This window comes from Methylococcus sp. ANG (assembly GCF_040730495.1).
Taxonomy (GTDB): domain Bacteria; phylum Pseudomonadota; class Gammaproteobacteria; order Methylococcales; family Methylococcaceae; genus Methylococcus.
Window position 1 is genome coordinate 1,431,168 of the sequence record NZ_CP160399.1, and the last position, 12,975, is coordinate 1,444,142.

A 12,975-nucleotide genomic window follows, 5' to 3' on the forward strand; every position below is an offset into this window, starting at 1 on the left:
TCGAGGAAGTCGTCGATCAGGTAGCCAAGACATGGGAATCCACCAGCTTCTGGATCTGGTTGCGGAAGTTGAACTTGGTGAGGATTTCCTGCACGTTGGGGGAGAAGCCGTCCAGGTACGCAATGAAGTCATCGCGCAGGCGCTGCCCCGCTGCGCTGGCCTTCAACTTGACCAGCGTGAACTCGGAGACGTTGTAGAAGGCTTGGCCTGCCGCCATGCGCAGCGCGCCGTCCTGCTCCGCCACCTTGTGGGTGTCGAGGAACTTCTTGCGCTCGAGCACCGCCCCTTTGGTCGCCTCCAGCACGGCGTCGAGCCGCCGCAGTACGGTGAAGGGCAGGATGACGTCGCGGTACTTGCCGCGCACGTAGACGTCGCGCAGGCGGTCGTCGGCGATGTTCCAGATGAAGTCGGAAATCCACTTGATCTGGCTTTGGTCCTGTTGCTTCTTCTGCATCTATACCTTCCTCGGCTCGCTGCCGTGCCGGGGCTTTGTCGTCGGCGGCAGCGAGGTGCCAATATTCTTCGAGTACGCCCACAAGGCGTTTCCGGCGTTCGGCCAGCAGCGTGGGTGTTGGGTTTGTTTTGGGGCGTAGGGGTGGCGTCAAACCCAAGTAGTCAAGGGAGGCTTCACAACGTTTCAGTAGTTCAAGAGGGATAAGGGAACCCCTTTTCCAACAACTGCTCCAAAACCCGGTCGAGTCCGTAGATGTCCTCGAAGAACCGCACGGTACCGTCCGGTTCGGCCAGTGCCGTCGAGTAGTAGATGTAGACCGGCAGCGCCTGCTTCAGCGTGACCGTGCGCGACTGTGCGCCGTTCATCGCCTCCTCGATCCGCTCGGGAGTCCAAGGCTCGTCCTGGCGCTTCAGGACGAACTCCGCCAGACCCACGGGGTCCTGGACCCGGATGCAGCCGTGGCTGAAATCCCGCCGCGCCCGCTGGAACAGGTTCACGCTGGGCGTGCTGTGCAGGTAGATGTTGTCGTTGTTGGGAAACGCGAACTTGACCAGCCCCAGCGCATTCTTCGGCCCCGGCCGCTGACGCAGCTTGAGCGAGCCGGCCGACAGCATCTCCAGGCTTTCCAGGCTGGGCTCGTAGACCGGCGAGCCGTTGCCGAAGCTGGGCACCATCTCCAGGTTGTGGCGGGCCAGGTAGCTCGGGTCGCGCAGAATGCCGGGCAGCATCTCCTTGACCGTGATGGCGCGCGGCAGGTTCCAGTAGGGGCGGAAGACCACGTAGGTCATGTCGGAATGGAACACCGGTGTGTTGTGCCCCCCGGACGACCGGCCCACCACCACGTTCATCGACACTGCCGGCCGCTCGTGATCCTCGCCGTAGCCGTAGAGGTGGAACGACGGGATGTTCACCAGGATGAAAGGTCCGTCGAACTGCTCCGGCAGCCAGCGTAGCCGCTCGAGCCCCAGCCGGATCTGCGTGAGCCGCGCGGCCGGCGACACGTTGAGCGCCGCCAGCGTGCCCTTGCCGATCACCCCGTCCGGCGCCAGACCATGGCGCTCCTGGAATCGCTCGACCGCATCGACCAGATCGCCGGCATAGGCTTCCGGGTCCCTGGCGGGAGACTCCTGCGACAGGAAACCCAAGGCGGCCAGACGCTGGCGCAAGGCGGGAACCTCCTTGTGGCGGTCGCCCGGACTGAGCTTGGGCGGGAGGGCAAGCGCCGAAGCATCGTAGCTCCCGGCCAAATCCCGGTAGCGCGGCAATGCGGCCTTGAGGTTCCGGTACAGGGGCAGCTTCGGCTCCAATTGGGCGAGCGCCTCGCAAGGCCGGGAATCATGGGCGAGGCGCTGCACCAGCGCCGGCAGGTCGAGCCGCTTCGGCGCAACGTCCAGGGCGAAATCGGCGGCGCGCGGACTGACCCGGCCGAGGGCGAGATTCGAGCCGTAGCGCATCAGAGCGAGGCTCATCGCCACCTCGAACTGCGCCGTCTCCTCCGCGCTGACCGCCCTGCCGTCGTTGAGCTTCCCGATCCAGCCGTCCAGGAGATCGGCGTCATAGTCGCTGCCGTTCAAGCCCTGGTCGTCGGCCATGCGGAGACACTCGAGAACGGCGGACGACTGCTTCACCGGCCTGCCCTCCTCCAGCCACAAAGGCCGCGAACCCTGGGCAAGGTACAAGGCACGCAACGGTTCCTGGAAATCCGAAAAACGCCCCCAGCGCAACCGGGGATGGACGCCCGACGCGACCAGTCCATCGATGTGCGCCGCCGGAGCATCCGGTGCGGCGCCCACGGCATCGGCGCTCACCGGAAATGCCAGCACCATGGCGATCAACCAGCCCCGTGGGAAGCCGCCCGTGTTCCTTTCCCGCCCGTTTTTCATCGTACTCCGACCGAACCGTTGCCCATTCGCAACAGTATAACCGCGCAAGGGTGCGGCATCGGCACGCTTCCGCCTCGATCGGCTTACAATCGGCGCTCCGTTAACCATCTCCAGGCATCACCGATGATCACCCTTTACGGTTCCGCCATCAGCAACTACTACAACAAGGTCAAGCTGGCCCTGCTCGAAAAGGGCGTCGAATTCCGCGAGGAACTGACGATTCCCTCCCAGGACGCCGCCATCCTGACGAAGTCGCCGCTCGGAAAGATCCCGTTCATCGAAACGGAGCGCGGTTGCCTGTCGGAATCCCAGGCCATCCTGGAATACCTGGAAGACGCCTGCCCGGAAAAACCGCTCTACCCCGCCGATCCTTACGCCCGCGCCAAATGCCGCGAGCTGATCCAGCACCTCGAACTGAACGTCGAACTCATCGCCCGCCGGCTGTACCTGGAAGCCTTTTTCGGCGGCAAGGTCTCCGAGGAAACCAAGGCCGAGGTCAGACCGAAGGTCGAAGCGGGACTGAAAGGCCTGATGCGGCTGGCACAGTTCAGCCCCTATGTGTGCTCCGAGAACTTCGGCGCCGCCGACTGCGCCGCCTGGCCGCATTTGACCTTGATCGGCCTCGCCACCAGCCGCATCTACGGTGAAGACCTGGTCGCCGCCCAGGTTCCGGCTCTGGCCGACTATCTGGCGGTTGTGACGGCCCGCCCCGCCGCGCAAAAGGTCGCGGCGGACCGGGCCCAGGCGCTGGAAGCATTCTTCGGCAACCGCAGACCGTAACGCCATGAAAACGCCACTCGATTTACCTGCCCTCGAACCCGCGGCCGTGCCGGCCCGGACCTCCTCCATCTATCCGACGGAGGAGCAACGCCAACGGATCCATGGCCGCAGCAAGCAGCCCTTGGGCGATGCCCTGGGATTGCAGAACTTCGGCGTCAACCTCGTCAGGCTGGAGCCCGGCGCGATCTCCGCCTTCCGGCACTGGCACAGCCGGCAGGACGAATTCGTCTACGTGCTGGAAGGCGAGCTCACCCTGATCACCGAGGCCGGCGAGCAATGCCTGGCGGCGGGCACCTGCGCCGGCTTCCCCGCCGGCCGGGCGGACGGGCATCAACTGGTCAACCGGAGCGGCCGCGTCGCGGTCTACCTGGAAGTCGGCGACCGCATGCCGGGGGACCGGGCGCATTATCCCGAAGAGGACTTGGAGGCCAGGGCGATCAGGGGAAGCTACGAGTTCCGGCACAAGGACGGCACGCCCTACTGACTCCGCGACCGAATGACCGCGCCGCCTGCGCCAACAATTCCCTTCCACTCTCCAACTTGGATCGGATACACCTCAAACTCTTGGGCGATCTCGTTCACCGTCATTTTTTGAACGTCGAAACGCTAGTTCAAAAATGCCGGCCACAGGGGCCGGCAATATTGGCGGGACGTTGCGTCTGAGCGGATAGGAGGTCAGCGCATGCGTTTCACGGTGATTTTTGCCACCGGATTGCGCCAATCGTAGTCGGCGGCAATCAACTCGCCCGAGCCGTGGATGCCGGCGTGAATGTGGACAAAGCCTTCGCCGTCGACGCCGGTGGAAAGTCCTACGCCGCCGCAGACCGGCCCGGGGATGTTGGCGCAAAGCTCATCGTTCGGTTCACTGCCGGCGTCGTAGGCGGGAACCATGACCATGGTTTCACCCGAAGACGGCAATCGGAGTTCCTTGACCGCGACGAAAGCGTCATTGGTGGGAATCAGCATGGCGGCCAGGCTAAGCAGATAATTGTTGCCCCTCTTAGCCATTACGGTGAACTTGACAGTCTGACCGGGCCCCAGAAGGCTGTTGGTAGCGGCCTTGGCTTCGGAAACGGCGGGATCCGCACCGAACGTGGCCACTAGCGGGGCGGTGTCGCCGCCCTCTGCCAATGCCGCCAGATCATCCGAAGCTTTGGCTCCCACTTCGAATAAGTGAGGACCCGGCCTGTGGGTGGCCGCGAAAACCGGTGTGAAAGACTGGCCGCGAGTAAGGTTCGTGACGGTGACTTCGTATTCCCGATCCATGGCCAGGACCGGATTGCTGAAGGCCAGAGTGGCCAAGGCGGTGTAAATCGCTTTGCGCATGTGATTTCTCCAGAGTGATAGTGATGAAGAAGCAACCGAGTCTTGGCTTTCGGGGAACCCATCGAGCCTTTGATCGGGCTGCTTGGGCGGTATTCTCAGGGGCTGCTCATCACGAAATCCTCACGGAAGATTCAATTTTTTGGTGGCCAGACCACGTACCGCCCGATGAACAGAGGCATGAAGCACAGGCCGGTGCGAAACGGCGGTCGTATTCTGCGAAGAGAGGAAAACCGGGACCGAGGTCCCGAAGGGCAATGAAACCGGTCGGCGGCACAATCACAGTGACGGAGACTTTCAGGCCAGCCGCCGACGCCAATGGGCTTTCGATCAGCCTGCGGGAGTGGCGATAGGCAACTCGAAGCGGAAGATCGAACCCTGCCCCACTGTGCTATCGACCGTGATGGAGCAGCCGTGCAGGCTCAACATCTTCCCCACCAGAATGAGGCCGAGGCCTCCCGGAGAGTGGCTACGGCGGCTGAGGGGAGAATCCCGCTCGAACAGCGTCGGCAGGAATTCCTCCGGGATGCCGGCGCCGGTATCGGCGACGGTGACCACGATCCGGCCGTCCGAGCGGGACAGGCCGATGCGCACCGAGCCCCCCGCCGGGGTATGGCGGAGCGCATTGTCGAGAAGGTTGGCCAGGACCCGCTCGATCATGCCGATATCGGCGGACACCTGTGGGAGTCCTGCCGCCACCTCCGCCCGGAGGTCGACCCCGCGGGCGCGGGACTGGGACTGGAACTTCTGCAGGATGTCCTGGACCAGTTCGGCGATGGAGAAGTCCTCCCATTGGGGCAGGCTCTCCTCGCACTCCAGGCGGGCCAGTTCGAAAAGCTCCTGGGCCAGCCGGCCCAGTTTCTCGCTCTGCCGCATGGCGACATCGACGAACCGCCGGCTCTCCTCGGGCGGCAGCGTATCCGCCTTGACCTTCAAGGTTTCCAGGTAACCATGCAGGGCCGATAAAGGGGTGCGGAGGTCGTGGGAAACATCCGCCACGAGTTCCCGCCGGCGCCGGTCCCGCTGCTGCAACTCCGCCATGTCCGCCGCCATGTGGCCTGCTCTTTCGAGAATCTCCGCGAGGCGGACGAGTTCGTCCTTTCCATGCGGCGGGGGGGGTTCTTCCGACGGCCCCGCCAGCAGATGTTCGGTATCCGCGGCCAGTTGCCGTACCGGCCGCGCCAACTTTTCGGCAAGCAGCAGGCTGCCGAAGAGGGTCACGGCAACCCCTGCCACCGAGAGACCGAACGCCGTGTACATCAGTGTGCGATAGGGAACGAGGGCGGCGACCATGTCAACCTGGAAGACTGCGCTTAACGCTTGATCGCCGCGCGCAGCCGGCAGGTCGCGCAGGACCGCGATGATGCTGCCGCGATGCGTTGTGACCGCGATCGGGGGCGCTCCGGGGCTGAGCATCCCTCTCTCGACCCAGTCGGCGACCTCCGTCCGGTGCTCCGCCCCCAGCGAACTCGCCAGGACCCGAAAGCCGGTCGCGGACCGTTCGCCCAAGGCAAGGTCCAGACCGGGCGGTGACAGGCGTTTGAACTGGTCGGTGAAGCCGCGGTCCACGTCCATGGCGATCCCAACCCAGCCGATCGGCAATGGCGCCAACACCGGCACCACAGCCAGTTCTGAAAGTCTTCCGTCCAGAACGCCAAACACCACGGTCCGCCCTTCGTCCTCGGCTGATTTCAGCACTTCGGGAAACGGGAAAGGCCGGCCCTGTTTCGTGCCTGCGGTGTCGGCAAGGATCCGGCCTTCCAGATCGACATAGAAGGCCCGCCGGGCGCGGATTCGGTAAACGAGATTCTCCAGCGCCGAGGCAACCGTTTCCGGGTCGGCCTGGCTGGCCGTGCTCCGGAAGCCGAAGTCGGCCACCAGGATACGAGCTTCTCCGGCGGTGCGCTCGCCTCGGTCCATGAGCATGCGGGTGAAGGTCGTCTCGGCATAGGCCAGGTTTTGGCCCAACTGGGCAATGACGTTTTCCCTCGAGAACCAGTAGACCGATGCCAGCGTGACCGCTTGCACTCCAAGGAACAAGGCCGAGAACACCAGCACGATCCGGGAGCGGAAGCTAAGGCTCACCCAGGTAATCCTCCTCTTGCCGCGATGCCGGTGGCTTTCCGGACCGGCGCAGGCGCTTCAAGACTAGCGTGTGATGGAGGTTCAGAGGCCGACCCTCGGAGACAACGACCGAGCGGGCGAAGGGTTCCTGAATGCGCTCCAGGTCCGGGTGCCAAAGATCCAGGGTGTAGTCGCCGGCCGGCACCTCCATGGACCAGACCCCGGCGGCGTCGGCGATGGCGAAATGAGGGGCTGCCGTGACAAAAACATAGCCAACCATCCAGTCGTGGATGTTGCAGCCCAGAACTACGACACCGGTCCGGTCGAAACGGACCGGCTCGGCCGGCGTGCCCTTGTAGAGCTTGATCTCGAAGCGCTTGGCAGGGGAAAACGAGTAGACATGATGGTGGATACGGTCGCTGTTGGGAAACTTCACGTCCGTCCCGACGCCGACCGCCAGTACATGGGGGAGGAACTCCCGGCCTTTCTGATCCACGACGGCGGTTTTTCGCCCGGCGGCGCTGACGGATGGATCAGCGCTGGTCGGGACCAGGGTAATGACAACATCGGCCACCGGGATCCCGTCTGTGTCCCGCACCTCGCCCTGCACGACTGCCGCTCCTGCCTCGATCGATGCCGCGAGCGCTACCGGCAGCCCGAGGACTCTCAGAAAAAAAATCGGTAAGCCACTTGCCACAGGGTCTGGTCCTGCCGAGGATCTTCGCCCAGCAGCAGCCGGGCGTCGCGGTCGCTGTTGATGACAGAGACCTCCAGGTTCAACTGGTGGGAACGCTCGAATAGGTAGTTGTAGTTGACGGTCCAAGCATGACCGGTTTCCCGGTTGAGGTCCTCCGGAAACAGATCGTCGTCGCTCGTTCCGAAGCGGTCGTGGCGGACGCTCAGACGATGGGCGTTAAGGGCCTTGGTCAGCAGAAACGAACAGGCCCAGAAGTTGACGTTCACGGGGAAAACGCCGCCCTCCGGCGCTCCCATCCGGGTGTCGCCGACCAAACCCTGGCCGATCAACAGGCTGTTCCAGGGCAGTTCCAAACGAAGTCCGACGCTCCCGAAACGCGTATGCCAGGCGTACTGGCCGTTTTCGATGGCGGTGGTGCGACCGCGGTTGTCGTAATAGACCGCTCGTAACTTGCCGAGGGCGGGCCGCTCCAGCGTGGCCCCAACATAAAAGCCGGGCGTGCCGTCCACCTCCACGAAAGGCTCGGTGTTGGGGGATTGCAGCGGAAATATTTTCTGAATTCCCACACCGGCCGGCAGCGGCAGGCGGTCATTGAGGACCGCTTCGTAATCATGGAGGCTGAAACCGCGCCAGGCCAGAAGCGCGCCCGCCGTGTCGTTGTTGCCATAACCGGCGGCGAAGACGCCCAGCCGATCGCCCCCATCGAAGCGATAGCTCGCTTGGGCCTCGCCGCCGAAGACCCGCAGCTCTTCTCCGATCCAGGTGTTGATGGCTGAGGAGGTAAGCGTGTAAGGGCTGCTCCAGGCCGTGCCCTCGTTTTCCATGGAGACCGGCGGAAAGAACATCCCCAACCGGCCACTGAAGCGAAGCGGCGACTCTGCCGGCCGGAACAGCAGGAACGACTCGGTGATGTCCACCGCGACCTTCTGCCAAGCGGCGTATTTCGCCGTCACCGCCGCCGACCAGTCCCAATTCAGACGGGATTTCACGGTGATGGCGCCTTCGTTTACTCGCAACAGATTGCTGTCGCCTTCCCCCAGATAACGGAACTTGCCCAAGTTCCGATCCAGCCAGCTGACTCCAGCGCTGGGATGGAGAAAGCGGAGGTCAGCCAAACCCCGCACCTCGAATTCCGGGAATTCCCCAGCATCCGGTTCCGTGGCCGGAAGCGGCGGCGCCACGGCTAGGTGAGCTGCCGCCAGAAGTTTGAAGCAAGTACGAGCGCGGCCGGAAAAGGTAGAGGTCCTGGCCATCGGCTGGCGCCGCGTCTAGGGCCGGCATCGGCCAATCCGGATGGAAACCGCCGCCGCCGGCACCAGAGGCGTCCCCCTGCTCGTCATCTTAGTCCCCACGGGCCGGAGGTTCGGAAAACTTGTAACCCACCCCCCAGACCGTCTGAATGAACCGCGGGTTGGCAGAGTCCGGTTCGAGCTTCGCCCGTAAACGGTTGATGTGGGAATTGACCGTGTGTTCGTAGCCCTCGTGGGCGTAACCCCAGACTTGATCGAGCAATTGCAGCCGGGAAAACACCCGCCCCGGATTTCTGGCAAAGAACAACAACAGATCGAACTCCTTGGCGGTTAAGGTCAGGGGCATACCCTCCAGCGAGGCTTCCCGAGCCACGGGATCCAATACCAGGCCGCCACTGACCAGCCGTTCATTGCGGGCCGGTTCGGAACGGGATAGCGCCTCCACCCGCCGGAACAGCGCCCGAATCCGAGATACCAGTTCCAGCACCGAGAAAGGCTTGGTCACGTAGTCGTCGGCCCCGAGTTCGAGCCCCACGATTCTCTGGCTCTCCGCCGAGCGGGAACTGAGGATGACGATGGGCGTGTAATCCGAACCCTCGCGCACCTTTCGACAGATGTCGAGGCCGTTCATTCCGGGAAGCATCACATCCAGCAACAGGAGGTCGAAACGGGTACGCCCGATGAGAGCCATGGCTTCGGCCCCGTTGGCCGCCACCTGGACGTCGAAGCCTTCGTCTCGGAGCGTCAAATCGAGCAAGCCGGCGATGTCTGGGTCGTCTTCGACGACAAGGATGTGTTTGGTCGGCTGCGGCATCAATGAAGCGGAATAAGGTTTGACGTTCAAATCAGGACAGGCGTACCGTTGCGCTCCGCACCCACTGCGAGCGGGAAAATAACCACGCACATGGGATCGTGCTCCTGACTTGCGATTATACCGTCGGGGAAACAAGACCGATCGATCGGGCAATTTGTTCGTGCGACAGCGCGCAGCCGACAGGGGCAATGTATCTGCCCCACGCCTCACGACCCCATCTCGAACCGGCCCAGCGTGCGGAACACCGGCGCCGGATTGACACCGAAGGTGGCGCGGAAGCTGTGGCTGAAATGGGTCGCGTCTGCGTAGCCGGCGTCCAGGGCAGCGCGGGTCAGGCTGTCGGTGGCATGCAGCAGAGCGAAGGCGGACATCATGCGCTTCCACTGGCGGAACCGGCGGTAGGGCAAACCGGTCTGCTGGCGGAACAAATGCAGGAACCGCGAGGGTGACAAGCCGATCCGGGCCGCCAGTTCCTCCTGGGAAAAATTCCGGTCCGGCTCCCGCCCGATCAGTTCGACCACCCGGCGGATGCGGGCATCCGGCATCCAGGGCTGCCGCTCCGGGCACAGTAGCAACCGGTCCAGCCACTCCTCGACGGCGCCCCGGCCGGGGTCCTCCTCGTAAATCCGGCGGAAACAATCGATCGCTTCCTTATCCTCAAAAAAACTCGCCGCCGTCTCCGGATGAGGGAACCGGCGGCACAACCCCGGCGCATCCGCGCCGTCCTTTTCCACGAACAGCTTGCCGTGCACCCCGCCCGCCAAGTCCAAGGCATGGCTGATCCCCGCGGGCACGATGGCGCAGGACGCCGCGCGCCATGCGCCGCCGGCGAGACGGATGCGGAACGGGCGGTAGATGCCGACATGGAGGACGGTGGCTCCGTAGACGTGAGTCTCGAGGCGCTGGATCGGGCCGCAATACAGCGCCCGCCCCGGCCCCAGGTAAAGCTGCGAATGTGCGGGATAAAGCTTGCGCATAGCCGGTTTGTGCAAGTCTTGTCGGAGAAAGGCCCATAAAATCCCCGGCGCTGGTCAGCCGGCGCCGACATGATGACGCCGAGACCTCGTCTTGCAAACCACTGCCCGGAGGATCTCCATGAACGACATCCATGCGCTGAACCAAACCGACTTCCGCAGCCGCTTCGAAACCTTGCTCGAGCGGCTGCCGAAGGAGGAACTGGCCGAACACAGCTTCGTCGACGTGCCGTGCGACCGCAAACCCTGGCTGGACACCGGCATCGATCTGGCCGAGGGCGAATCCGTCACCAGTTTCGCCGTGGGCAAGACGCAGCTGCAGGGCGCGGATTTCTGGTTCGGCGCGGACTTCCAGTTGTGGTTCCGCATCGGCGCGGACGGCGAAGTCTTCCGCGGCACCCGATCGAGCCACACCTTCACGGCCGAGCAGGCCGGCCGGCTTTATCTGGCCAGCTACTTCCCCGGCGAATGGTCGACCCGGACCGGCGGGCTGGCCACCCCGGACGAAGCTTATCTGCAAGCCTCGGGAACCCTGGCCGTGCTGATCCTGCGCTGGCGAAAGGCGCCGCTCGGAGGGCTGAACAAACTGGCGGAAATCGGCGACGTGGAAGGACTGGTCGCCTCCGAAATCGACCGCCTGACCCATCCGGCGGAGACGCCGCCGGGCTGGAACTACCTGTGGTTCGTGGGACCGGCCGAAATCTACCGGCCCTGCCGGACGCCGGAGGAAAAGCCCGCCATTTGCTGCCATACCCACCGCGACGTGGGATTGCTGCAAAAGGACATCGCGCTCCCCCTTTCGCCGGACACCCGCCTGCACTGGGCTTGGCGGATGGACCGCCTGCCTTCGGCGGTCCGCGAAGACACCCTGCCGACCCACGACTATCTCAGCATCGCCGTGGAATTCGACAACGGCCAGGACATCACCTATTACTGGAGTGCAGAGCTCCCGGTCGGCACCGGCTACCGCTGCCCGATCCCCACCTGGACTGCGCGCGAAACCCATGTGGTGATCCGCTCCGGCAGCGAAGGCCTGGGCCAGTGGCTCGACGAGGAGCGGAATGTCTACCAGGACTATCAGGACTACATCGGCGGCCCGCTGCCGGGCAACATCGTACGCGTATGGCTGATCGCCGTGAGTCTGTTCCAGGGCCGCGAAGGCGACGGGCGCTACGCGAACATCGCCTTCGTCACAGGGGAGCGGCGCGTTCCCGTTACCGCCAATGGCTGAGAAATAGGCGGTGCCGCCAACTTTCAGGGCGCCGGAAGAGCCGCCACAGGACACCGCGGCTCCCTCCGCAGGATTCGCGCCCCGGATGCTTAATACCCCCGGTATTCACGAGGCGAACAGCCAAAGTGCCTCTTGAATGTACGGCTGAAATGCGAGGCGTCGTTGAATCCCCAACGAAACGCAATTTCTGACACATGGCGCCCGGCATGTCTCGCATCGAGCAAGTCTCTACGGCAATTCTCCAACCGGCGGCGCCACACATGGCGCATGGGAGAGGTACCTTCCTCCAGAAAAAGCTCGCGGATGTAACGGGCTGACAAACCCACACCGCAGGCTATGCCGGCGGCATTCAGATCCGGATCGGCCAGATGCCGCTCGATGAAATCCTTCGCGAGGGCAAGCGAAACGGACCGCTCCCGCGCGACGCCGGGTGTTCCGGAAAGTAACGACGCGAATGCCGCCGCCAGCAGATCGAGCGTATGTCCCGAAAGTTGTTGGAATTCATCAGGCTTCAACTGCCCGGCCTGAGACGCTGCCGCGCGGATGAAACTCGACGCCACCGCACCCAATCCTCGATCACCCGGGACGCGTAAGGCGGTGCAACGCTCGATCCCAGGAACCCGTCGTCCGAGGATGGTCCGTGGGATGGAAACGATGAGCTTTGCGAAATTCGCCGGACATTCGATGCGGTGCGGCCGCGTGGCATCGTAGAGCGTCAGGTCGCCCGGCCGGAGGATTACGCTTTTCCCCTGCTGTTCCAGTGAATAGCGGCCGGCAAGCAACACTACGGCAAAGTAGGCGTCCTGATCCGCCCGATGCGGTTCACCGGGGAGCCGTTCGATGCCTATCGGGCGGGAGCGGATCACGGACAGGCGACTATCCTTCCACGGATAAATCGTCATCTCGTTGTACAGCTCCCCGTCTCCAGGGGGCCGGACTTCCACCTTGACGTACTCGCGCCTGATCACTTCCATGAGCCAGCCATATCTCTCGCCGGGCGCCACGTCCGCGGTCGACAGCTTGAAGCCGTTAAGTGTCGAATCCCGGACGATCATATGGACAAAAGGTAATAGAGTTGTTTCCGATGATAACCGCATGATTACAAAGAAATTTTTAGATTCCAAAGGCCAGCGCCAAGCCCGAAAAAGCTATCTATGAATAGACTGAGTCGGTTTCTAATGCGATGCATCAAGCAATGAAAGGTCTTCATTCCTCCAATGGAGTGTTCGACGGAGATGCGAGTTCGCGCTTGCTTTTTGTTCTCGCGCCTTTGTTGATCTGCCAACGCGGGATGAGGATTGTTCTTGGAGGCTCTGGGTTTCTTATGAGGCAGGTGAATTCTGGCTTTATTCCCATAATCGGAAGCGGCCCCCAAGAACCCCAAATCCAACCAGACATCGGCACCGTCAAACCATGATAAGGCAGGATCGAACCATCGCTTCATCAGCGCATAATCATGAACACTGCCGGCCACGATACTTCCAACGAACAAAATTTGCCGTGCC

13 protein-coding genes are annotated in these 12,975 nt (G+C 63.2%); 3 read left to right on the forward strand and 10 right to left on the reverse strand.

Features of this window, described 5'->3' with window-relative positions:
* Positions 1 to 16 precede the first annotated feature (16 nt).
* Together ABZN20_RS06765 and ABZN20_RS06770 are read right to left on the reverse strand one after the other, a co-directional pair.
* A complete protein-coding gene (locus ABZN20_RS06765) occupies positions 17 to 454 on the reverse strand; it encodes a type I restriction-modification system subunit M N-terminal domain-containing protein (protein ID WP_367027171.1) in 438 nt (145 codons plus the stop codon).
* Positions 455 to 645: 191 nt separating this feature from the next.
* Complete coding sequence (locus ABZN20_RS06770) at positions 646 to 2,337, reverse strand: L,D-transpeptidase family protein (protein ID WP_367027172.1); 1,692 nt, start codon at positions 2,335 to 2,337, stop codon at positions 646 to 648.
* Between the two features lie 123 nt (positions 2,338 to 2,460).
* On the opposite strand from ABZN20_RS06770, the gene ABZN20_RS06775 reads away from it, so the two are divergent.
* Together ABZN20_RS06775 and ABZN20_RS06780 are read left to right on the forward strand one after the other, a co-directional pair.
* Positions 2,461 to 3,117, forward strand: a complete 657-nt coding sequence (locus tag ABZN20_RS06775) for a glutathione S-transferase (RefSeq protein ID WP_367027173.1) — start codon at positions 2,461 to 2,463, stop codon at positions 3,115 to 3,117.
* 4 nt (positions 3,118 to 3,121) lie between these two features.
* Positions 3,122 to 3,601 (forward strand): cupin domain-containing protein, encoded by a 480-nt coding sequence (locus ABZN20_RS06780; RefSeq protein ID WP_218807173.1) that lies wholly within the window; start codon positions 3,122 to 3,124, stop codon positions 3,599 to 3,601.
* A gap of 191 nt (positions 3,602 to 3,792) precedes the next feature.
* Here the strand turns inward: ABZN20_RS06780 and ABZN20_RS06785 are convergent, their stop codons facing one another.
* The 6 genes from ABZN20_RS06785 to ABZN20_RS06810 all read right to left on the reverse strand — a co-directional run bounded on the left by ABZN20_RS06785 (position 3,793) and on the right by ABZN20_RS06810 (position 10,257).
* Positions 3,793 to 4,443, reverse strand: coding sequence for a spondin domain-containing protein (locus ABZN20_RS06785; protein WP_367027174.1), 651 nt, complete (start codon positions 4,441 to 4,443; stop codon positions 3,793 to 3,795).
* 327 nt (positions 4,444 to 4,770) lie between these two features.
* Complete coding sequence (locus tag ABZN20_RS06790) at positions 4,771 to 6,525, reverse strand: sensor histidine kinase (protein WP_367027175.1); 1,755 nt, start codon at positions 6,523 to 6,525, stop codon at positions 4,771 to 4,773.
* The gene (locus ABZN20_RS06795; RefSeq protein WP_367027176.1) at positions 6,515 to 7,114 is read right to left on the reverse strand and encodes a methylamine utilization protein; all 600 of its coding nucleotides are present in this window, start codon (positions 7,112 to 7,114) and stop codon (positions 6,515 to 6,517) included. The genes ABZN20_RS06790 and ABZN20_RS06795 overlap by 11 nt, the downstream gene beginning before the upstream one ends.
* A gap of 56 nt (positions 7,115 to 7,170) precedes the next feature.
* Positions 7,171 to 8,316 carry a hypothetical protein gene (locus ABZN20_RS06800; protein ID WP_367027177.1) on the reverse strand — a complete coding sequence of 382 codons (1,146 nt, stop codon included), beginning with the start codon at positions 8,314 to 8,316 and terminating at the stop codon, positions 7,171 to 7,173.
* A gap of 226 nt (positions 8,317 to 8,542) precedes the next feature.
* Positions 8,543 to 9,265 carry a response regulator transcription factor gene (locus tag ABZN20_RS06805; protein ID WP_218807178.1) on the reverse strand — a complete coding sequence of 241 codons (723 nt, stop codon included), beginning with the start codon at positions 9,263 to 9,265 and terminating at the stop codon, positions 8,543 to 8,545.
* Between the two features lie 206 nt (positions 9,266 to 9,471).
* Entirely contained in the window at positions 9,472 to 10,257 is a 786-nt protein-coding gene (locus ABZN20_RS06810) for a helix-turn-helix domain-containing protein (RefSeq protein ID WP_367027178.1), read from the reverse strand.
* Between the two features lie 103 nt (positions 10,258 to 10,360).
* On the opposite strand from ABZN20_RS06810, the gene ABZN20_RS06815 reads away from it, so the two are divergent.
* A complete protein-coding gene (locus ABZN20_RS06815) occupies positions 10,361 to 11,470 on the forward strand; it encodes a DUF3047 domain-containing protein (protein WP_367027179.1) in 1,110 nt (369 codons plus the stop codon).
* Between the two features lie 89 nt (positions 11,471 to 11,559).
* Here the strand turns inward: ABZN20_RS06815 and ABZN20_RS06820 are convergent, their stop codons facing one another.
* Positions 11,560 to 12,594: a helix-turn-helix domain-containing protein gene (locus tag ABZN20_RS06820; protein ID WP_367027180.1), complete on the reverse strand. Its 1,035-nt coding sequence runs from the start codon at positions 12,592 to 12,594 to the stop codon at positions 11,560 to 11,562.
* Positions 12,570 to 12,962: a transposase family protein gene (locus ABZN20_RS06825; protein ID WP_367025614.1), complete on the reverse strand. Its 393-nt coding sequence runs from the start codon at positions 12,960 to 12,962 to the stop codon at positions 12,570 to 12,572. The genes ABZN20_RS06820 and ABZN20_RS06825 overlap by 25 nt, the downstream gene beginning before the upstream one ends.
* Positions 12,963 to 12,975 lie beyond the last annotated feature (13 nt).

What these genes read in the sequence shown, in the direction of transcription:
- ABZN20_RS06765 (WP_367027171.1), bottom strand. Translation starts at nt 454, where the DNA reads ATGCAGAAGAAGCAACAGGACCAAAGCCAGATCAAGTGGATTTCCGAC.
- ABZN20_RS06780 (WP_218807173.1), top strand. Translation starts at nt 3,122, where the DNA reads ATGAAAACGCCACTCGATTTACCTGCCCTCGAACCCGCGGCCGTGCCG.
- ABZN20_RS06770 (WP_367027172.1), bottom strand. Translation starts at nt 2,337, where the DNA reads ATGAAAAACGGGCGGGAAAGGAACACGGGCGGCTTCCCACGGGGCTGG.
- ABZN20_RS06815 (WP_367027179.1), top strand. Translation starts at nt 10,361, where the DNA reads ATGAACGACATCCATGCGCTGAACCAAACCGACTTCCGCAGCCGCTTC.
- ABZN20_RS06805 (WP_218807178.1), bottom strand. Translation starts at nt 9,265, where the DNA reads ATGCCGCAGCCGACCAAACACATCCTTGTCGTCGAAGACGACCCAGAC.
- ABZN20_RS06785 (WP_367027174.1), bottom strand. Translation starts at nt 4,443, where the DNA reads ATGCGCAAAGCGATTTACACCGCCTTGGCCACTCTGGCCTTCAGCAAT.
- ABZN20_RS06775 (WP_367027173.1), top strand. Translation starts at nt 2,461, where the DNA reads ATGATCACCCTTTACGGTTCCGCCATCAGCAACTACTACAACAAGGTC.